Genomic DNA, 18,896 nt, shown 5'->3' with positions numbered 1-18,896 from the left:
GCTTTTGGTGGCGGCATTCTTCAAGCGTCATTTCCAGAGTGACGAGTTACTTGGACCACTTAGTTCGAGCACGAGTAAGTGGAGCGCCTGGCTGTTCTTTCCGTTCGCTGCAAGAAACAACAGGATTTATCTCCATGAGGCGTCTGCCTCAACAAATCGAGTATGGGTACGGGCTGGCTCTTCCCTGAACGCTTCTGCGCCCGGATGGCTTTGCATTGGGAAGCGAGGCGCAAGGTATGTGTCGCAGCGGAGCCCATCGGTTCCGGTTGGCTCGACCTGCCTCGAGAGGGTGCGGGCCGGGGCACGACAGGGGCAGGTAGCCGGTTTGCTACGCTGTCGCCTGCCGTACAACAGGCGCGCACTGGCTTTACCATAGGAGGCAATGCCGCCAAGCCGCCTGCTCAACAACATCCCCGTCCCGAAGCGCCTGCTGGCCCTGCTTGTGTCTGCGACCCTGTCGCTTTCCGCGGGTCCGGCCGCGCTGGCGTCCGCCTACGACAGCCACCCCAAGCTTGTTGTGCTCGTGGTAATCGACCAGTTCCGCGCAGACTACCTGCAGCGCTACCGGTCCGAGTTCCGGGGCCGCGGCTTCCGGCTGTTTCTGGACAAGGGTGCCTACTTCCCCGACTGCTACTACGGGTATGGCAACACCAAGACAGCGCCGGGCCATGCGACCCTGGGCACCGGAGCCTACTCCGACGGCCACGGCATCAGCGCCAACGAGTGGTGGGACCTTGCGCGCAATACGAAGCGCCCCATCACCTCCGTGGAAGACGAACGCTATGCCATTGTGGGCGCGACCGCGGCGATGGCGACGCCTGTAGCGGTGCAGCAGGAGGAAGCCAACAGCGCGTCTGCCCCGGCTGCGGCCGGGGCACAGGCTCCTGCCACCGGGCAGCCGCCGGCAGCCGCGCAGCCGGCCCCCCAAGCGCCCCGGGCGCCAGTCCCCGCAATCTGCTCGCCTCTACCCTGGGGGATGAGCTGCGGCTCGCCACCGAGGGCCAGTCGCGCGTGTACGGCATCTCGCTCAAGGATCGTGCCGCGATTCTGCCGGCCGGGGCAGCCGCAAATGGCGCTTTCTGGATCGACTCTGCCTCCGGGCGGTTTGTGACCTCCACGTACTACATGCAGCAACTGCCGGAGTGGGCAGCGGCCTTTGATGATGGTCCCGATATCCAGTTGGCCGCGGGTGCGGCCAATGTCACGAGTCTCACCAACTTCTACTCGCAGGTGGGTGCAACCAACGCCGCCAATACCTACGAGGTCAGCTTCGCGGAGGCACTGATTGCCGGCGAGCAGCTGGGCACGCATCCGGCCACCGACATGCTGACACTGTCACTGTCGCCGAATGACATTGAAGGGCACCATTTCGGGCCGGACTCACCCGAGGAGCACAGCATGGTGCTCGGGCTGGACGCCACGCTGGACCTGTTCTTCTCCTGGCTCGACACCCATGTTCCCGGCGGGCTGGCCAACGTCGTGATCGCGTTGTCGGCTGACCACGGCATTGCGCCCACGCCTGCCGTTTCTTCCGCGCTCGGGCTGCCCGGTGCCTACATCAATACGGACCGGCTGGTGGCCGATCTGAACCAGGCGATGAACGCCAAGTTTTCTCCGGGCGAGAATGTGGTGTACGTGCTGCCCCACCAGGAGCTGCCGTATCTGTCGCTGAACCGCCCCACGTTTGAGCGCGCGGGCATCAACGAGCAGGAGGCAGAGGACGCGGTGCAGGTCGCGCTCGAGCCTGCCTTCCGGACGCTGGCGCCTCCTACCGGGGAACCCAGGACAGTACAGACACCTAACCCGGCTCCCGGTGGGCCCGCTCCCGCCATCGCCGCACCGGTGGTTGCGGCCTCAACGGCCAAGGCTCCACCTGCCGAAAAGACGGGACGCACGGGTGCCGCGCCGGCAGCGCCCTATGCCGGCACGATGCGTACAGCCACATCGGCAGCACCGCTGATTGCGACCGGCCCCGCTGGCGTACCCGCGAAAACAGCGCTGAACATGACGCCGCCTGACCCGGCGCCGCCCCGCGTCGCGCCCAGCCCGCAGCTCTTTCGCTCCTTCACCCGCTTGCAAATGGCTGCCGGGCAGGTGCCGCCGACCGAGTTCGGCCAGTTGCTGGCACACAGCTACAGTCCGAACGGAGGCTGGTACGTGGCGGCGTTCCCCGTGGCTTTCCAGATGGAGGGTTCCGGCAGCGGGGGCACTACGCACTTTTCGCCCTTCTCGTATGACCGGCATGTGCCGCTTGGCTTCTTCGGCGCGCCCTTCGTTCCGGGCACCTACCTCGGCCGGGTGGAACCCGTGGACATTGCGAGCACACTGGCCTCCGTGCTCGGCGTTAACCAGCCTTCTGCGGCCGTTGGCCATGTGCTCACGCAGGCGCTCAAGCCCGCGGCCGAGTTCGCCTATCCTAAGGAGCCTGCCGCCGCGCCGCACCACGCGCGCCGTGGCCGCAGGGCCGGCGCGGCAGTTGCAGTGCCGGAGAGCAGCCCCGAAGCGCCACCGGCCGGAGGCGCCAAGTGACCACCAGCGCTTTCTCCAGCGAATCTGCAGGCTGCGCCGGCAATGCAGGGCCCGGCTCACTCGCCTCCACGAGCATGGTCGCCCGGATGGCAGGGCGCCCATGAAGCCCGACATGCACGTGGACCTTGCGGGCATTCCGCTCCAGACGCCGGTGCTGGCCGCAAGCGGCACCTTTGGCTACGGCGTCGAGTTTGAGGACATCCTTGCGCTCGACCGGATCGGCGGCTTTGTCACCAAGGGCCTGTCGATTGCGCCGATGCCCGGCAATCCTTCACCGCGCATGATCGAGACCTCTTCCGGCATGATCAATGCGATCGGGCTCCAGAACGTGGGGGTGGATGCCTATGTTACGCAGAAGCTGCAGGGCTTCAGCCGCAATCCTCCACCCTGCGCGATCTTCGCCAACGTCTTCGGCTACGCCATCGAGGATTACCTGGCCGTGATTCGCGTCCTCAACACGGCGGAAGGCATCAGCGCGTACGAGATCAACGCTTCCTGCCCCAACACGGCGCATGGCGGCATGGTGTTTGGGGCCGATGCCATCCAGCTTAGCGAACTGGTCAAGCAGTGTAAGAAGCAGAGCGAGCGGCCGATCTTTATCAAGCTTTCGCCCAACGTGACCTCCATCGCTGCCATGGCCAAGGTCGCGGAAGACGCCGGGGCGGACGGTCTCACGTTGGTCAATACGTTCCTGTCCTTGGCCATCGATCTGCGCACCCGCAAGCCCAGAATCGCCAATGTAACGGGCGGCCTGTCCGGGCCGGCGATCAAGCCGATTGCCGTGCGCATGGTCTGGGAAGCGTCGGAAGCGGTCAAGATCCCGATCATCGGCTGCGGGGGGATCCGCACGGGGGAAGATGCTGCCGAGTTTCTGATTGCGGGGGCTACAGCCGTCCAAGTCGGCACCGCCTCCTACGCGGACCCTCGCGCCGTGGAGCATGTGGCGAACGGGCTCGAGCAATGGTGTGCCCGCAACCAGGTCGCCGCCGTGCGGTCCCTGACGGGCACGTTCGAGTCGGGACGGACGCCTGCGCCAAAACCCGGCATGGTGTCCAGCGTGCCGGTGGGTGCGCCCGAGGAGCTGAAGTCAGAGGGGCTAAAGCCTGGCGAGTTGAAGCCGAAAGAATCAGCGAAGGGGTAGAACGCTTAGCCTCCAGACAGCACAACACCCTGCCGCAAGCGGCAGGGTGTTGTGAAAGGTGCGGAGTTTAAGCGATCTTGCGCGGGCCACGGTTACGCATGACACGCGCCTGGGCGCTGGCAACCTCGCTCAAGAACACGGGCGCTGGCGTCATCAGTGCGATCAGCAGCCAGGCCACAACCGAGGCAAACAGGCCTGCCACAGCGATCTCCTGCAGCGTAACCGCAAAGCTGAGGCGGTGCATCGGCAGAGCGATTGCCCAGGTGCGCAGGGGTTCCACCTGGTGGATGACCGCGATGGCGAGCAGAAAGGCCAGGATCGACAGGGTAGCCACGCCAATCAGCGTTACATCGATGGTGCGGTGAAGACGAAGGCGGTTTCGACACTGCCGGCACTCTGCGAAATGCTCCTCGAGGTCTCCCCGTACCGCCGGCGACGAGCCGGAGATGTCATAGCGCCAGGACGAAAGTATGTCGCCTACGACGGGATCAGTGCATTGACTCATGCTGCTCCTCATTAACTTTCGATGCATCCGGCCCTCGGAGTTCTTCATTTTGCGGCAAAATAGGCTGCGTCGCCAGGCAAAATGACGGTCCAGGTTCACGGGAAAAAGAAAGATTCTGTCACTATTGTAAGCCAGTCATTGAATAAGTGGCTTATTCGCAGGCGGCTCGGAACCAATCCTGCTACATCCCCGGCAAGACGGCGGCCCGCTCGGCAAAGGCACAAACAACGCGCACAGTTTACAGCGAGATCGAGGTTGTGGGTTCGTGCTGCTGAGCGATGACCAGTTTATTGGCCAGCAGGTTCATGCGATTGCGCAGGGCCCACTCTGCCGCGACCCGCGCCAGCTCGGGCATGTTGTTGCTCTCCGACAGGTGCGCCAGTACCACGTACGCGGCCTGCCCATCGTAGTTTTTCTCCAGGTAATCCGCCGCCGCCGCGTTGGACAGGTGGCCCACCCGCGACAGCACGCGCTGCTTCACCGACCAGGGATAGGGGCCATCCCGCAGCATGTCGAGGTCATGGTTGGATTCAAGCATCACCACGTCGCAGCCTCGCAGCTGCTCGGAAACATTCGGGGGCATGTAACCCAGATCCGTGGCCAGGCCGATCTTGATGCCCTCGCTCCGGAGCACAAATCCTACCGGGTCGGTGGCGTCGTGGGGGATAGTAAAGGCCGAGATATCCAGATCGCCAATCGCAAAGCGTGCACCCGCCTTGAAGAACTCCACCCCGGGCAGCGCGCAGGGGTCCGCGGCAACGCTCTTGATGGGTCCCTCCGGCAGGCTGCTTGCCTCGGCGTCGTCTGGCACCACCGCGGCCGTGCTTTGAGTCTGCCCGGCGAGGCCCTCGGCTTCCGCCTGGCCGGCCATCTCGGCCTGCTCCCGGGCGCACTCCTCGAGGGCTGCCTCCCGATAGAACGGGTTAGAGGTTTCAGCGCCGTCCGGCGCGCCCGTCTGCTCGGCCTCGGCCGCTTTGGCCGCGGCTTCTGCCTTGCGTGCAGCAAGCCAGTCAGCGTAGGTCATGCGGCGCTGCGGGGTCATCCAGCGCATCCAGGCCCGGTGGGTCGCCTCGGTGAAATACACCGGGATGCCCAGCCGACGAGCCAGGACCGACAATCCCTGCACATGATCCTGGTGCTCGTGCGTGATCAGGATAGCGCTCAGTTTGGCTGGGTCTTCGCCGGCCATCTGCATGCGCTTCAGGATCTCCCGGCAACTGACCCCGGCATCGACCAGCACCGAGGTGCGGCCACCCGTCACCACTGTGCAGTTTCCCCGGGAGCCGCTGGCCAGCACTGTCATCCGTACCATTTCTTCAAGATACTCCTTGCGTCCTCGCCCCGGCTGCCCGGCTGGAGGTTGCTGGGTTGCAGGAAACGGTTCCGGGGGAGACGGTGTCCGATTGCCGGACAGTGGGCAAAACAGGGCCGGGAGCCAGGGGCTACACGGTTGCCCTAGCATCGATCGCGTCTACTCGATGCGCACCAGCATCGACGTGACGTTATCCCGTCCGCCGGCTGCGAGCGCAGCCTCCACCAGCGCCCGGTTGCGCTCGGGGAGGGGCGCATCGCCGCGCAGCAGCCCGGCGATCGCAGCGTCCGGGAGCTCCCGGCACAGGCCATCCGAGCACAGCAGAAACACGTCACCCGGCTCCAGCAGCAGCATCTGCACCTCGGGCAGCACCGAACGCCTCGTTCCCACCGCGCGCGTAATGACGTTGCGCATGGGGGAGAGTGCCGCCTGGGCTTCGGTCAGCACGCCGTTGCGAATCTGCTCGGCGATCAGGGAGTGGTCTTCGGTGCAGGCTTCCAAGGATCCATGCCGCCATCGGTAGCAGCGACTGTCACCCACGTGCACAATGGCTGCCTTGTTGGCGGCGCAGAGCGCCAGCGCAACCAGCGTTGTGCCCATGCCCTGCAGTGCTCGCTCGTGCGCGGCCCGCGCCTGCACGCGCCGGTTCGCGGCGCAGACGGCCTGGGTCACCAGGCGCGCGGTGCGCTGGGCTTCGGGCACCGGGGCGAGGTGCTCCACAAAGGCTTCCACCGCGATCTGGCTTGCGATCTCGCCGCCCGCCATGCCGCCCATGCCATCGCACACCGCAAACAGCCCTGCCTCAAGAGAGTAGCTCCAGGCATCCTGGTTGGTGCGGCGCACCTGCCCGACGTGGGTCAGCGCAGTGGCCGTGGGGTGAAGTGCGATCGACACGGTGTTGAGCTTACACGGCAAGACGCAGTGTTGGGGAACGGAAGGAGTGGTGAAGCGGTACCATCGGGTCGGCTGGCGGCCGTTGCAGCGGCGGTACGCGCGTGCTTCGCCGTGAAGCTTCCCTACTCCGCCTGGAGGCCCACTGGATCACGATCTGTCTCGTGCCTTTAGGGGCGTCGGCCAGGCGGAGGCGCGCCGCTCCTCACGCTGCGGCCGGGTACCGCTGCGATGCACGCGACGGGGCGGAGTCGCGCTGACGCAGCAGCCTCCAGAACGACGGCCACCATTCTCCCTGGCCCATGCAAAAGCATCTTTACTGCCTTGCTCGCCTCTCGACCTCGTTGTAACCGTTGCCTCACCCGATGAATTTGCGGGTAAGATGTGCATCGTTTACTTAGTATTTACCTACATCGCCACGAGTATCTTGTGGAAGCCGAGATACGTGCCTGTCCTGCCCTACGGCGATCTCGCGAGAACCAGCCCAGCAGCCTTCGCTTCGTAGCATTGCCACCTCTCGGAGCCGCCCTGGATCCTGCGCAGAAGGCGCTGCAGGCAGGCGCGGGAGGTGTTACTGTCAGTACAAACCAATGAGCGCTTCCAAACGAATCCCGCAGCTGGACGGTCTTCGAGGTCTGGCAATCGCCATGGTGGTCATCCACCACGCGTACCACGTCAAGCTGCTGTGGATGGGCGTGGACGTCTTCTTCGTGCTGTCCGGGTTCCTGATCACTTCAATCCTGCTGAAGGAAAAGGCGAAATCGTTTGGCGGATATATCGGGAGCTTTTATGCCCACCGTGCGCGTCGCATTCTTCCTGCATATCTGCTCGCGTTGGTAATTGTAGGCGCGGTCGTTACAAATGGGTGGATACACTTCTGGCCCTACTACTTCGGCGCGATGAACTTCCTGCAGCCCCTGGGCATTCACCAGTCGGAGGTGCTTCCGCTCTGGTCGCTGGCCGTGGAAGAACAGTTCTACCTGCTCTGGCCGCTCGCTGTTTTCTGGATGAGCAGGAAGCACCTGATCTGGCTGTCTTCAACATTGTTAGTGCTTGCTCCCATCCTGCGTTTCCTGTGCACTCCTTTGTCCAAGGAGCCGTGGATGATCTACATGCTGCTGCCATTCCGCATGGACACGCTTGCCGTGGGGGCGCTGATTGCCATCGCAGGAACACTGGTGCCAAGAAAGCTCTACGCCGCTGCCCTGGCTGCCGGCCTGGGCGGGTTCCTGCTGCTCTCGCATTACCACGTGAGCACGTATGCCAACACCCGCATCGGCAACACGCTCGTCTATGAGTGCACGCTGCTGATTGCTTTTGGCATGTTTGCCTATGCACTGGAGGCAACGTCGAAAGCGCTGGCGTGGACTCCGCTCCGCTCACTCGGCACCATCAGCTACTCGGTATACCTGATGCACCTTCTTGTTCTTAGCCTGATTCCCTACAGGCCTCTGGCTATCGCTGCTGTACTGGGCTACTCCACCTTGAGCTGGTTCTATTATGAGAAGCCCATCCTCCGCTACCGTCGCGGAGAGACCGCACTCCCTGCGCAGGCACAGTCGGCCACGCGTACAAAGCTTGCCTGGGCTCCTTTTGCCCAGGCGAAAGAACCGCCTGCCCCGGCTGTGCGGACTACTCGCGATCCTGTTGCCCCTGCTGGCCGGGGTGGGATGCCGAGCCCGGGTAGCGGCGAAGCCGGTTCCAGCATCCTTTCCGCTCCCCAGCACCATCAACGCTGAAACGGTCTTTCTGGGCGACTCGATTACGCATTTCTGGCCCATGCCCAGGCATAACGCGGGAATCCCCGGGCAGACCACCCGCCAGATTGCTGCCAGATTCCAGAAGGCAGTAGTGGAGACCGGACTGCCGCAGGTGGTGCTGCTGACTGGCGCGAACGACGTGCGCGTCGATAAGCCCGATTATGCGGGGGTCATGGCCGGCATCGGGAGGATGACAGCACAGGGACAGGCGGCGGGCATACGCGTCATCCTGTGCGAGCTCACACCCATCACGTGCTGCGATGTCCAAGTCCGAACCCTGAACGCGATGATCAGAAGCTACGCCGCTGCCGAGCACCTCGTGCTGGTGGACTACTACACGCCCATGCGCGGCAAGGACGCCGCGTACTTGCAGGACGGGTTGCACCCCAACGGCCAAGGCTACGCCGTCATGGAAGACACGCTGTCACAGACGCTTCAGCCAGCGACCCTTCCGTCCCATGCCACGCAGAAAAAAGGGCGAGGTCCGAAGACCCGCCCTTCCTGATTCTCACCGACATAGCAAAAAATGCGTTGCCTTTAGTGCTAAGCCCGGTGGATGTGCTTTGCCTTACTGGCCAGGAGTGCCCAGCTTGGCTTCGGCTTCCAGCACTGTTTCCCGGGCCGCGGCATACTTGCGTGGATCGTCGCCAGCATCAGATTCGAGCTTCTGTCCGTCCTTGAGCTGCTGTTCGGCTGCGCCCTTGTCCACTTCTTCTGGCTTCACCGCGTACTCGGCCAGAACGGTGACCCGGTCGGGAAGCACTTCGGCAAAGCCGCGAGCGACGATGAAGCGCTGGTCGCCGCCCTGTGCGCCACCGATGATCAGGTCGCCGGCACCGATTGCCGTGAGCAGGGGCGCTGCACCAGGCAGCGCCTCAAGCACGCCCGCGGTCCCCGGCAGCGTCACCGAGGAGGCATCCGTATCGATCAGGATGCGCTCCGGGGTGACCAGGCGGACCTTGAGCTTGCCCTGTGAAAAGCCTGCTGCTGTTTCGTCTGCCATGGCTTAGCTCTGTGCCTTCAGCTTCTCAGCGGCTTCGAGCACATCCTCGATGGTGCCCTTGAGATAGAACGCCTGCTCCGGCACATCGTCGTGCTTGCCTTCGATGACTTCCTTGAAGGAGCGCACCGTATCCGCTACCTTGCAGTAGGCGCCGGGAATGCCGGTGAACTGCTCAGCCACGTGGAACGGCTGCGACAGGAACTTCTGCACCTTGCGGGCGCGGCTGACGGTGAGGCGATCCTCTTCGGAAAGCTCGTCGATGCCCAGAATCGCGATGATGTCCTGCAGGTCCTTGTAGCGCTGCAGAATACGCTTCACACCTTGGGCGACATCGTAGTGCTCCTGGCCCACGATGCGCGGGTTCAGGATGCGCGAGCTCGAGACCAGCGGATCGACGGCGGGGTAGATGCCGAGCTCCGACAAAGGACGCGACAGCGAAGTGGTGGCGTCGAGGTGAGCAAAGGTCGTTGCGGGCGCCGGATCGGTAAGATCGTCGGCCGGCACGTAAACCGCCTGCACGGAGGTGACGGAACCCTTCTTGGTCGAGGTGATGCGCTCCTGCAGTTCGCCCATCTCGGTCGCGAGGTTGGGCTGGTAGCCAACCGCGGACGGCATACGGCCGAGCAGCGTGGAGACCTCGGAACCGGCCTGCGTAAAGCGGAAGATGTTGTCGATGAACAGGAGCGTATCCGCGCCTTCTTCATCGCGGAACTGCTCGGCGATGGTGAGCGCCGAAAGGGCAACGCGGAGACGCGCCCCTGGCGGCTCGGTCATCTGGCCGTAGATCAATGCGGCCTTGGACTTCGGGAGATCGTTGAGGTCGATCACGCCGGCTTCCTGGAACTCCAGCCAGAGATCGTTGCCCTCACGGGTGCGCTCGCCCACCCCGGCGAATACGGAGAAGCCGCCGTGCTTGATCGCGATGTTGTTGATCAGTTCCTGGATGATGACGGTCTTGCCGACACCGGCGCCGCCGAACAGGCCGATCTTGCCGCCCTTCAGGAAGGGCTGGATCAGATCGATGACCTTGACGCCGGTCTCGAACATCTCTTCCTGGGTGGACTGCTCTTCAAAGGTCGGGGCCTGCCGGTGAATTGGCATGTGCTTCTTGGCGTTGACCGGGCCAAGCTCATCAACGGGCTCGCCGATGACGTTCAGGATGCGGCCAAGGGTTTCGCGCCCGACGGGCATCATGATGGGCGCACCGGTGTCGATCACCTTCATGCCGCGCACCATGCCCTCGGTGGCTTCCATGGCAACGCAGCGCACGCGGCCGTCGCCGATATGCTGCTGTACCTCGAGGATCACGTTGACGGGATTGGGGACGTTGAAGCCATCGCTCGTGACCTTGAGCGCCTGGAAGATGCCCGGCATCTTGGCTTCATCAAACTGCACATCGACCGCCGGTCCCGAGATCTGGACGACGTGACCGATGTTCTGATTTTCACTCGACCCGACTTTGACGTCGTTGTCGTAGTGCTCGGCCATGGTATCCGGCCCTGTCTGCTGCATCGTCTCTTCTGCCATAACTGTTTTCTCCGGCAATGCGCGCACTTGGCCGGCGCATGCCTCTGTGTGGAGTAGCCGGGTTAAACCGCGGCTGCTCCGGAAACAATCTCGATGATTTCCTTGGTGATCGCCGCCTGCCGCGCCCGGTTCATCGTGAGCGTGAGCGAATCGATCATGTCTGAGGCATTGCTGGTGGCGGCATCCATGGCCGTCATACGCGCCGCGTGTTCACTTGCGATCGACTCGAGCGATGCGTAATACAGCAACGCCGAGACGTAACGCGGGAGCACCGAGGCGTAGACGTCAGCTGCCGGCTGGTCGTAAAGGTAGTCGACCTCCGCGGTGCCGAAGCGCTTGGACTCGTCTTCGTACTGCGCACGCACGGCTTCCTGCTCCTCGTCGCGCAATGCCAGGCCTGCGGACGCGGCGGCTTCCGCCATCCTCTGCCGTTCTTCATCGGAGGGCTCAGCACTTGCCTTGACATCCGGCGCCTCGAGCGAACCTTCCTTGTCCGAGATCAGGGGCAGAATGCGTTCTACCACAACCCGCTGCGACAGCACGGACTTGAACTCGTTGTAGGCCAGGTACACGGCATCGATCTCGGCCGCGGCGTAGCGCTCAACGATGTCCTCGGCAACCACCCGCACGTCTTCGAAACGGAGACGGTCGAGCACGATCTTGGCAGCATCGTCGTTCGCCAGAAACTCGACATCTTCCCGGCGGTTGCGGTTCGGACGCGGTGCGGCGTGCGTGTCCACAAAACCTTCCCGCGCGGCTTCGGTGTCCTGCTGCACTGCGGAGAACTGGGCCGTGGCGTAGTTGCGGCGGAAAAAGTCGCGTCCCTTGCGGCCCAGTGCTTCCAGGTCAATGCGCTTGTTGCGGTCGCTCTGCTGCGTGTCGCGGATGAACTGGGTGGCCGTACGAATGATGTTTGTGGAGAACGCCCCGGCGAAACCCTTGTCGCCTGAAACGATCACGAGAAGGATGTTCTTCTCCTCGCGACGCTCCAGCAACGGACTGCGCAGCTCGCTGGTCGAAGGGTCCACCGCTTCTACCCGGCGACGCATCGAGGCCAGCACGCTGGCCAGTGCGACAGCGTAGGGGCGGGCGTTGGTCATCCGCTCCTGCGCGCGACGCAGCTTGGCCGCGGCCACCATCTTCATGGCCTTGGTGATCTGGCGCGTGTTCTTCACACTGCGAATGCGCCGTCGAAGATCGAGTACGTTCGCCATGGATTACTTAGCAACCTCTTGCTTCGACTGGAGTGCGCCCGGCTGTGAAGCAGCAGGAGTGGTTGTCGACGCCTTCTTCTTCTCGTCCTCGGTGAGCGGGGCGATGGCGTCCTTGCCCTTGGCCTGCTCGTGCTCCGCCAGGAAATCCTTCTTGAAGGACTCGATGGCGGCCTTGAGCTTGGCGCGGAGGTCATCATCAAGCGCCTTCTTGTCGGCGATCGCGCTCATCAGGTCAGCCTGTGCGTCGTCGAGGTACTTGTGGAAGGCCTGCTCGAACGCGCGAATGTCGTCGACCTTGACGTCGTCGAGCAGCCCCTGGGTGCCGGCAAACAGGATAGCCACCATGTGCTCGGCGGTCAGCGGCTGGAACTGGTTCTGCTTGAGCAGTTCGGTAAGGCGCTTGCCGCGGTTGAGCTGGTTCTGCGTGACCTTGTCCAGGTCAGAGCCGAACTGGGCGAAGGCTGCCAGTTCACGGTACTGCGCGAGGTCGAGCTTGAGGGTGGAACCCACCTGCTTGACCGACTTGTACGCAGCCGAGAAGCCGACACGGGACACCGAAAGACCGACGTTGACGGCCGGGCGGATGCCCGAGTTGAACAGGTCGGTTTCGAGGAAGATCTGCCCGTCGGTGATCGAGATCACGTTGGTCGGGATGTAGGCGGAAACGTCGCCGGCCTGCGTTTCGATGATCGGCAGGGCAGTCAGCGAGCCGCCACCCTTGGCCTTGCTCATCTTGGCCGAGCGCTCCAGCAAGCGCGAGTGGAGATAGAACACGTCGCCCGGGTAAGCTTCGCGGCCCGGGGGACGGCGCAGCAGCAACGAAAGCTCGCGGTAGGCCACGGCGTGCTTCGACAGATCGTCGTAGATCACCAGCGCGTGCTTGCCATTGTCGCGGAAGTACTCGCCCAGCGCCGTGGCAGCGAATGGTGCGAGGTAAAGCAGGGGCGCGGGCTCAGATGCCGAGGCGGCCACGATGATCGTGTAGTCCATCGCACCACGCTCGGTCAGCGTCTGCACGACCTGAGCGATCGAGGAGCGCTTCTGGCCGATGGCGCAGTAGATGCAGATCAGGTTGTTCTTGGCATTGTTGAGGATCGTGTCGATGACCACGGCGGTCTTGCCCGTCTGGCGATCGCCGATGATCAGCTCACGCTGGCCACGGCCGATCGGGATCATGGCATCGATCGCCTTGATACCGGTCAGCATGGGCTCCTTGACCGGCTGGCGATCGATCACGCCCGGCGCGAGCCGCTCTACGGGCAGCGTCTCGGTGGTGGCAATGGGGCCCTTGTCGTCGATGGGCTCGCCCAGCGCATTGACCACGCGGCCTACCATGGCATCGCCCACGGGGATGCTCATGATCTTGCCGGTGCGCTTGACTTCGTCGCCTTCGCGAATCTCGGAGCCTTCGCCCATCAGCACAACGCCGACCTGCTCCTCTTCGAGCGAAAGCGCCAGGCCATTGATGCCGTGCGGGAAGGTGACGATTTCGCCGGCCATGACCTTGTCGAGGCCATGCACGCGCGCAATGCCGTCACCAACCGAGATAACGGTGCCGACTTCGTCGACCTGCATGCGGCTGTCGTAGTTCTGAATCTCCTCCCGGAGGAGGCTTGTGATCTCGTCTGCGTTGATCTTTGCCATCGGTTCCCTTGCAGCCCTTTTCTTCTAACTTGCTCTGAACTCGTTTGCTCCGGCTCGTGTCGCACCGGCCAACCGGAATGTCCTGACTGCGGTTCCTGATTGATCAGGAACCGAATCCCGCGCTCCGCAACAGCCCTTCCAAATGCGCGCAGAAGTCAGCGCGCGAAGGGTCGCTCAGGAGGCGAGCCGTTCCTTCAACTGGTCCAGCCGCCCGCGCACCGTGCCATCGTAGACCACGGAGCCGATCTGCAACCGTGCGCCACCCAGCAGAGCCGGATCTTCACGGAAGGTCGCTTCGACCCGCGTGCCGGTCAACTCTGCAATGCGCTGCTCAATCGCCCCACGCTCCTCGGTGCTGAGCGCGCGTGCGCTGGTCCATTCCACCCTGGCGATCTTGAGGTCGCCACGCACCATGCGGTCGTACTCCGAGACAATCTCCGGAAAAGCCTCCATGCGCTCATGGCGCAGGATCACCGCGATGAAGTTCCGCAGTGTCTTCTGCATGTGGAGTCGCTCGTTGAGCTTGTCCAGCAGGGAGATCTTCTTGTCAGCCGCGTAAGAGGGGTCGAGAAATACGTTGCGCAGCGCGGCACTCTCGGACCAGGCATCCAGCAGGTCGGCAAGTTCGCGACCAGCGGCTTCGGGGTCTATCTTGTTGGTCTCGACTACGTCGAGCAGTGCGCGGGCATAGCGTGCGGCATACACGGTAGCCATCAGTTCTGCCCCCGTTTGCCGAGCTCACCGGCAAGGCCCTGCAGAAACTCATCCACCAGCGCCTTGTCTCCTTCAGTGGTCAATTGCACCCGCTCCGCAGCGCGATCCACGGCAAGGTCCGAAGCATAACGCTTCAAACCACGTTCCGCAGTTGCCTGCGCTGCCTGGATCTCGGCCTGCGCGGCGCGCACGATTCTTTGCCGCTCGGTTTCAAGTGCCTGCTGCATGGCGATCTCGTCGCGATGGCTTGAGGCTGCTGCCTGCTGGCGCAACGCGTCTACTTCGGTCCCGATGGACTGCAGCTGGCGCTCAATGCGCCCGAGACGTTCCTGAGCATCGGCGGTCTGCTGGCGTGCACTCTCAAGGTCCTTGGTGATGCCCTGCCGCTTGGCGCGGAACTTGCCCGGCAGCAACTTCACCAAGAAGTACAGGATCACCAGGATCAGGACGCCAGAGTTGAAATCTTCGAAGTATCGCGCGGCCTGGGCGGTGGAAACGCCAAGGTGCTTTGCGATGGCGGCCACGGTAGAGGAGTGGGTGTACTGCTCCAGCCCTTCCTCGGGCACGCCGCCCTCCATCTTGGTCGCAGGCCCCCCGGTGGTCTGGGGATCGTGCTGCAAGTGGCTGGTCGGCTGAGGAGCCGTTTGCGCCGTGGCTTGCGCGTGGGCGGTGATTGCCGGCACCAGCGGACACAGCAGCGCAAGCGCCAGCAGGGACGGAGCTGCAAATCCCCGAAGCCGGGTTGGGCTGTTCTTGGTGTTGCGAGCGAAACAGCGCATCAGGAGCGCGCCTCCTGTGCCTGGGGCACAGTGTCGCGTGCGGCGGGCGGCAGGATCGTGGAAAGGATCTGCTGCGCCAGCGCGTCAATCGATGCGGCCATACCGGCACGCGTCTGTTCGGCGTCGGCGGCCAGGGCAGCGCGGGCGGCACGAACCTGCCCGGTGGCGGCTTCGCGCGCTTCCGCGACAGCCTTGTCACGCGCGGCGCTCCAGGCGGCTGCCTGGCGGTCGCGGTTCTGCTGAATCTCTAAGCGTGCTGCACGCAGCCGCGCTTCGTATTCCTGGGTTTTGGCCTCGGCCAGGGCAATGGCGGCATGCGCCTTGTCCACCGCGCCAGCCGTGCGCTCACGGCGCTGGGCAAGCGTTTTGCCCAACGGCCGGTGCACCAGCACGGTGTAACAAAACACGAGAAGAAGAAAGATGACCATGGTCGGGATCGAACCGAGAAACAGGTCACCGAGTTGGCGCAGAATATCGTCCATACGAGTGTCGGATCAGGTAGAGCGGTAAAGCGGGTAAAAGGGAGCGTCGCGCGGCTTGGATTTGGCGCCAGGTGAGCTCACCGGCCCCAACATGCGCGCTCCCTATTGATACCACAGGGCGGTTGGTGAAGGCGACCGGGGGCGTGTAAACACTGCGTATGCAACAATGCGCATGCAATGCACTGGCCGCGTGCTGCATGGGCTTCTGCGGCATCTCCAGTGCGATGCCGGGCAGCGGGCGCATATCTCGCTTGGCTCGCACTTAGTCGTCGCGGAAGGGTGTCTAAGGTCACATCGACCCCGCTGGACCTGGGCCGATGCAGCCAGAGCGCGCTGGCACGCGGCGCGCTCTGGCTACATACGGCAGGTGCTATCGTGCGGCCGTGGCAACCGGTGCGCCGGCAAGCAAGGAGGCTGCCTGGTCGATCTCGTCGCGGGTGGTCAACTCGGTTGCGCACCACAGCGTGGCATTGCCGAGCTCCGGGTACCATTTCTTCAGATCAAGGCCGCCGATGATCTTCTCATCGAGCAGACGCGCCTGCAGTTCCGCAGCGGTCTCGTCGGTCTGCAGCACACACTCGTGAAAGCGGGGCGTGCCGGCAAACAGCAGCTTGCCGGATGAGGACAGGGTCCTGGCTGCGTAGTCGCCCTTGGCGAGGTTATGCTCGGCAAGTTCGCGAATACCCTCGCGCCCGTACACCGTCAGGAAGATCGTCGCCATCAGCGCGACCAGGGCCTGGTTGGTGCAGATGTTGGAGGTCGCCTTTTCGCGGCGGATGTGCTGCTCGCGCGTGGAGAGTGTCAGGACGAAGCCGCGGTTGCCGTGCTTGTCCTTGGTTTCGCCGACCAGCCTGCCCGGCATCTGCCGCAGGTACTTCTCCTTGGCTGCGATCACACCGCAGTACGGCCCGCCATAGGACAGGGCAACGCCGAAACTTTGCGCTTCCAGCGAAACAATGTCTGCCTCAAAGGGTGGCCGAACCGCGCCGAGCGAAACAGCCTCGGCGATCGACACGATCAGCAAAGCTCCCCGGGCATGCACGATCTCGGCGATGGCCGGGATGTCCTCGACCACGCCGAAGAAGTTGGGCGACTGCACCAGCACGCAGGCGGTGTCGTCGGTGATCCCGGCTGCCAGCGCAGCGAGGTCCACGCGTCCGGCCGAGGCCTTGCCTTCGGCGATGTAATCGACCTCGGTCTGGCGGGTTCCCTGGTGCTGGGCGTAGGTGTGCATCACCTCGCGATACTCGGGGTGCACCGTGCGCGCGACTGCCACGTGGTCGCGGCCCGTGATGCGAATGGCCATCATCGCAGCCTCGGCCGCGCCGGTCGAGCCGTCGTACATGGAGGCATTGGCAATGTCCATGCCGGTCAGCTCGCAGATCATCGTCTGGAACTCAAAAATCGCCTGAAGGGTGCCTTGCGTGATCTCCGCCTGGTAGGGCGTGTAGGACGTCAGGAACTCGCCGCGCTGCACCAGCGAGTCGATGACCACGGGGCGGTAGTGCCGGTAAGCGCCTGCGCCGAGGAAGCTCGAGTAGCCGTTTGCGTTGTGTGCGGCTGCCTGCTTGAAGTAGCCGATGATCTCGGACTCGCCCATCTGGGCCGGGATGTCGAGATCGCGCGTGAGCCGGAACTGCTCGGGGATGACCGAGAACAAGGCGTCGATGTTGGCCACACCGATATCCTGGAGCATGGAAACGCGTTCTTGGTCGGACTTCGGGAGGTAGCGCATAACAGGATCCTTTGCGGGCAGAGGAGCTTAGTGACCGGTTTCTTCGGAGACGAACTTCTCATAGTCCGCTGCCGACAGCAGTCCGTCGATCTCGGCAGGGCTGCTGAGCTGGATGCGCATGATCCAGGCGCCGTGCGGATCGGTGTTCAACGACTCGGGTGCGGTCGCGAGCTCATCGTTGACCGAGGTGACCTCACCGGATGCCGGGGCATACAGGTCCGAGACAGCCTTTACTGATTCGACCGATCCGAAAACCTTGCTCTTTTCGACAGAGGCGCCTACCTTCGGCGCTTCCACGAAGACGATATCGCCCAGGGTGGACTGCGCGTGATCGGTAATGCCGACGGTGCCCACACCATTCTCAACGTGGATCCACTCATGTTCACGGGTGTAGCGGTAGGTGTCCGGATAGCTCATGCTTCGGTTGATCTCCTTACGACAATGAAGGGGTTGCGGTGGGGGCAGTGGTTGCTGCCTTTGCGCGCTTGTAGAACGGCGTGGGTGTGGTCAGTGCTTTCACCATCGTGCCGCGGATGCCCACATACACCTCGCGCGGCGTGCTCACATCGGCAAAGGCTGTGGGCAGGTACGCAAGCGCAATGTTCTTCTTGAGAAATGGTGCGGGAGAGCCGCTGACCACCTCACCGATCTGCTTGCCGTCCGCGTCGAACAGGGGATACCCATCGCGGGCGATGCCGCGATCGATCATTTCGAGGCCGACCAGCCGACGATCCGGACCGCCGCCTTCCTGCACCTTGCGAAGTGCCTCGGCCCCAGTAAAGTCCACACCCTTGTCGAGCTTGGCATAACGGCCCAGGTTGGCTTCATAGACATTGATCGTGTCCGAGATCTCGTGACCATACAGCGCCATGGCCGACTCAAGCCGGAGCGTGTTGCGCGCGCCCAGGCCGCAGGGCTGGATACCGAACTCGCGGCCCGCTTCCATGATCTCGTTCCATACACGGACGCTGGTTGCTTCGTCCGACGGGATGTAGATCTCGAAGCCGTCTTCGCCGGTGTAGCCGGTGCGCGCCACCATCACGTTGTACAGGCCGCACACCTTGCCCCAGCGGAACCAATAGTTCTTGATCTCAGACAGCGGCAGGTCGGTCAGCTTCTGCAGCACCTCGGCAGCGCGTGGCCCCTGGATGGCGAGCTGGGTGTAGTGGTCCGAGTAGTCCGAGACGTGGCACTTGAACGGCTGCGCCTGCTGCCGGATCCACTGATGATCCTTCTCGCGGGTACCCGCATTGATGACGATCAGGTAGTCGTTGTCCGAAAGCTTGTGCACGATGATGTCGTCCACGAACGTGCCCTGCGGGTAGAGCATCGCCGAGTACTGCGCCTGCCCGATCTGCAGCTTTGACGCATCGTTCATGGAGAACTTCTGCACGGCATCGAGCGATTGCGGACCACGCAGCTGGATGTCGCCCATATGGCTTACATCGAACAGGCCCACGCCCGTACGGACGGCCATGTGTTCAGCCGAAACACCGGCGTATTCGACCGGCATGTCCCAGCCGCCGAAGTCGACCATCTTGGCCTTGAGAGAACGATGGAGAGCATTGAGAGCGGTCTTGCGGAGTGCTGTTTCTGTCGCCGGCACGCGGTTCCTCGCTGGGGCTCAGGGCAGAGCCTTTAAGCAATAACGGTACCATGC

The 18,896-nt window shown here is 63.4% G+C and carries 18 protein-coding genes; 5 read left to right on the top strand and 13 right to left on the bottom strand.

Annotated features, from left to right (window positions below):
- The first annotated feature begins 382 nt into the window (after nucleotides 1-382).
- From D1Y84_RS18450 to D1Y84_RS09915, 3 genes are all read left to right on the top strand, one after another.
- Nucleotides 383-1,111, top strand: a complete 729-nt coding sequence (locus D1Y84_RS18450; protein ID WP_233581319.1) for an alkaline phosphatase family protein — start codon at nucleotides 383-385, stop codon at nucleotides 1,109-1,111.
- Entirely contained in the window at nucleotides 1,012-2,529 is a 1,518-nt protein-coding gene (locus tag D1Y84_RS09920; RefSeq protein ID WP_158615415.1) for an alkaline phosphatase family protein, read from the top strand. The genes D1Y84_RS18450 and D1Y84_RS09920 overlap by 100 nt, the downstream gene beginning before the upstream one ends.
- 100 nt (nucleotides 2,530-2,629) lie before the next feature.
- Complete coding sequence (locus D1Y84_RS09915; protein WP_124848361.1) at nucleotides 2,630-3,670, top strand: dihydroorotate dehydrogenase; 1,041 nt, start codon at nucleotides 2,630-2,632, stop codon at nucleotides 3,668-3,670.
- A gap of 67 nt (nucleotides 3,671-3,737) precedes the next feature.
- Here D1Y84_RS09915 and D1Y84_RS09910 read toward each other — a convergent pair whose 3' ends face one another.
- From D1Y84_RS09910 to D1Y84_RS09900, 3 genes are all read right to left on the bottom strand, one after another.
- Nucleotides 3,738-4,175, bottom strand: coding sequence for a hypothetical protein (locus D1Y84_RS09910; RefSeq protein ID WP_233581318.1), 438 nt, complete (start codon nucleotides 4,173-4,175; stop codon nucleotides 3,738-3,740).
- A gap of 238 nt (nucleotides 4,176-4,413) precedes the next feature.
- Nucleotides 4,414-5,487 carry an MBL fold metallo-hydrolase gene (locus tag D1Y84_RS09905; protein WP_124848359.1) on the bottom strand — a complete coding sequence of 358 codons (1,074 nt, stop codon included), beginning with the start codon at nucleotides 5,485-5,487 and terminating at the stop codon, nucleotides 4,414-4,416.
- A gap of 159 nt (nucleotides 5,488-5,646) precedes the next feature.
- Nucleotides 5,647-6,381, bottom strand: coding sequence for a PP2C family serine/threonine-protein phosphatase (locus D1Y84_RS09900; RefSeq protein ID WP_233581317.1), 735 nt, complete (start codon nucleotides 6,379-6,381; stop codon nucleotides 5,647-5,649).
- 587 nt (nucleotides 6,382-6,968) lie between these two features.
- On the opposite strand from D1Y84_RS09900, the gene D1Y84_RS09895 reads away from it, so the two are divergent.
- Both D1Y84_RS09895 and D1Y84_RS17925 read left to right on the top strand, forming a co-directional pair.
- On the top strand, nucleotides 6,969-8,117 hold the full coding sequence (locus D1Y84_RS09895) for an acyltransferase (RefSeq protein WP_124848357.1): 1,149 nt from the start codon (nucleotides 6,969-6,971) through the stop codon (nucleotides 8,115-8,117).
- A 40-nt stretch (nucleotides 8,118-8,157) separates the two neighbouring features.
- Entirely contained in the window at nucleotides 8,158-8,643 is a 486-nt protein-coding gene (locus D1Y84_RS17925) for a GDSL-type esterase/lipase family protein (protein WP_158615414.1), read from the top strand.
- Nucleotides 8,644-8,706: 63 nt separating this feature from the next.
- Here D1Y84_RS17925 and atpC read toward each other — a convergent pair whose 3' ends face one another.
- The 10 genes from atpC to gcvT all read right to left on the bottom strand — a co-directional run bounded on the left by atpC (nucleotide 8,707) and on the right by gcvT (nucleotide 18,842).
- Complete coding sequence (gene atpC / locus D1Y84_RS09885; RefSeq protein ID WP_124848355.1) at nucleotides 8,707-9,141, bottom strand: ATP synthase F1 subunit epsilon; 435 nt, start codon at nucleotides 9,139-9,141, stop codon at nucleotides 8,707-8,709.
- Between the two features lie 3 nt (nucleotides 9,142-9,144).
- On the bottom strand, nucleotides 9,145-10,629 hold the full coding sequence (atpD, locus tag D1Y84_RS09880; RefSeq protein WP_124850048.1) for a F0F1 ATP synthase subunit beta: 1,485 nt from the start codon (nucleotides 10,627-10,629) through the stop codon (nucleotides 9,145-9,147).
- A gap of 101 nt (nucleotides 10,630-10,730) precedes the next feature.
- On the bottom strand, nucleotides 10,731-11,882 hold the full coding sequence (locus D1Y84_RS09875) for a F0F1 ATP synthase subunit gamma (protein WP_124848354.1): 1,152 nt from the start codon (nucleotides 11,880-11,882) through the stop codon (nucleotides 10,731-10,733).
- A gap of 3 nt (nucleotides 11,883-11,885) precedes the next feature.
- Complete coding sequence (gene atpA, locus D1Y84_RS09870) at nucleotides 11,886-13,526, bottom strand: F0F1 ATP synthase subunit alpha (protein WP_124848353.1); 1,641 nt, start codon at nucleotides 13,524-13,526, stop codon at nucleotides 11,886-11,888.
- Nucleotides 13,527-13,700: 174 nt separating this feature from the next.
- Nucleotides 13,701-14,240 carry an ATP synthase F1 subunit delta gene (atpH, locus tag D1Y84_RS09865; protein ID WP_124848352.1) on the bottom strand — a complete coding sequence of 180 codons (540 nt, stop codon included), beginning with the start codon at nucleotides 14,238-14,240 and terminating at the stop codon, nucleotides 13,701-13,703.
- Nucleotides 14,240-15,019, bottom strand: coding sequence for a hypothetical protein (locus D1Y84_RS09860; RefSeq protein ID WP_124848351.1), 780 nt, complete (start codon nucleotides 15,017-15,019; stop codon nucleotides 14,240-14,242). Before D1Y84_RS09860 ends, atpH begins: the two co-directional genes overlap by 1 nt.
- A complete protein-coding gene (locus D1Y84_RS09855) occupies nucleotides 15,019-15,501 on the bottom strand; it encodes an ATP synthase F0 subunit B (protein WP_124848350.1) in 483 nt (160 codons plus the stop codon). Before D1Y84_RS09855 ends, D1Y84_RS09860 begins: the two co-directional genes overlap by 1 nt.
- A gap of 370 nt (nucleotides 15,502-15,871) precedes the next feature.
- Nucleotides 15,872-17,236, bottom strand: coding sequence for an aminomethyl-transferring glycine dehydrogenase subunit GcvPA (gene gcvPA, locus D1Y84_RS09850; RefSeq protein WP_124848349.1), 1,365 nt, complete (start codon nucleotides 17,234-17,236; stop codon nucleotides 15,872-15,874).
- 27 nt (nucleotides 17,237-17,263) lie between these two features.
- The gene (gcvH, locus tag D1Y84_RS09845; protein WP_124848348.1) at nucleotides 17,264-17,653 is read right to left on the bottom strand and encodes a glycine cleavage system protein GcvH; all 390 of its coding nucleotides are present in this window, start codon (nucleotides 17,651-17,653) and stop codon (nucleotides 17,264-17,266) included.
- Between the two features lie 16 nt (nucleotides 17,654-17,669).
- On the bottom strand, nucleotides 17,670-18,842 hold the full coding sequence (gcvT, locus tag D1Y84_RS09840; protein ID WP_124848347.1) for a glycine cleavage system aminomethyltransferase GcvT: 1,173 nt from the start codon (nucleotides 18,840-18,842) through the stop codon (nucleotides 17,670-17,672).
- Nucleotides 18,843-18,896 lie beyond the last annotated feature (54 nt).

The organism is Acidipila sp. EB88, assembly GCF_003858395.1.
Classification (GTDB): Bacteria; Acidobacteriota; Terriglobia; order Terriglobales; family Acidobacteriaceae; genus EB88.
The sequence above is the reverse complement of the archived record's forward strand: the minus strand, read 5'-3'. Positions and strand labels throughout refer to the sequence as shown.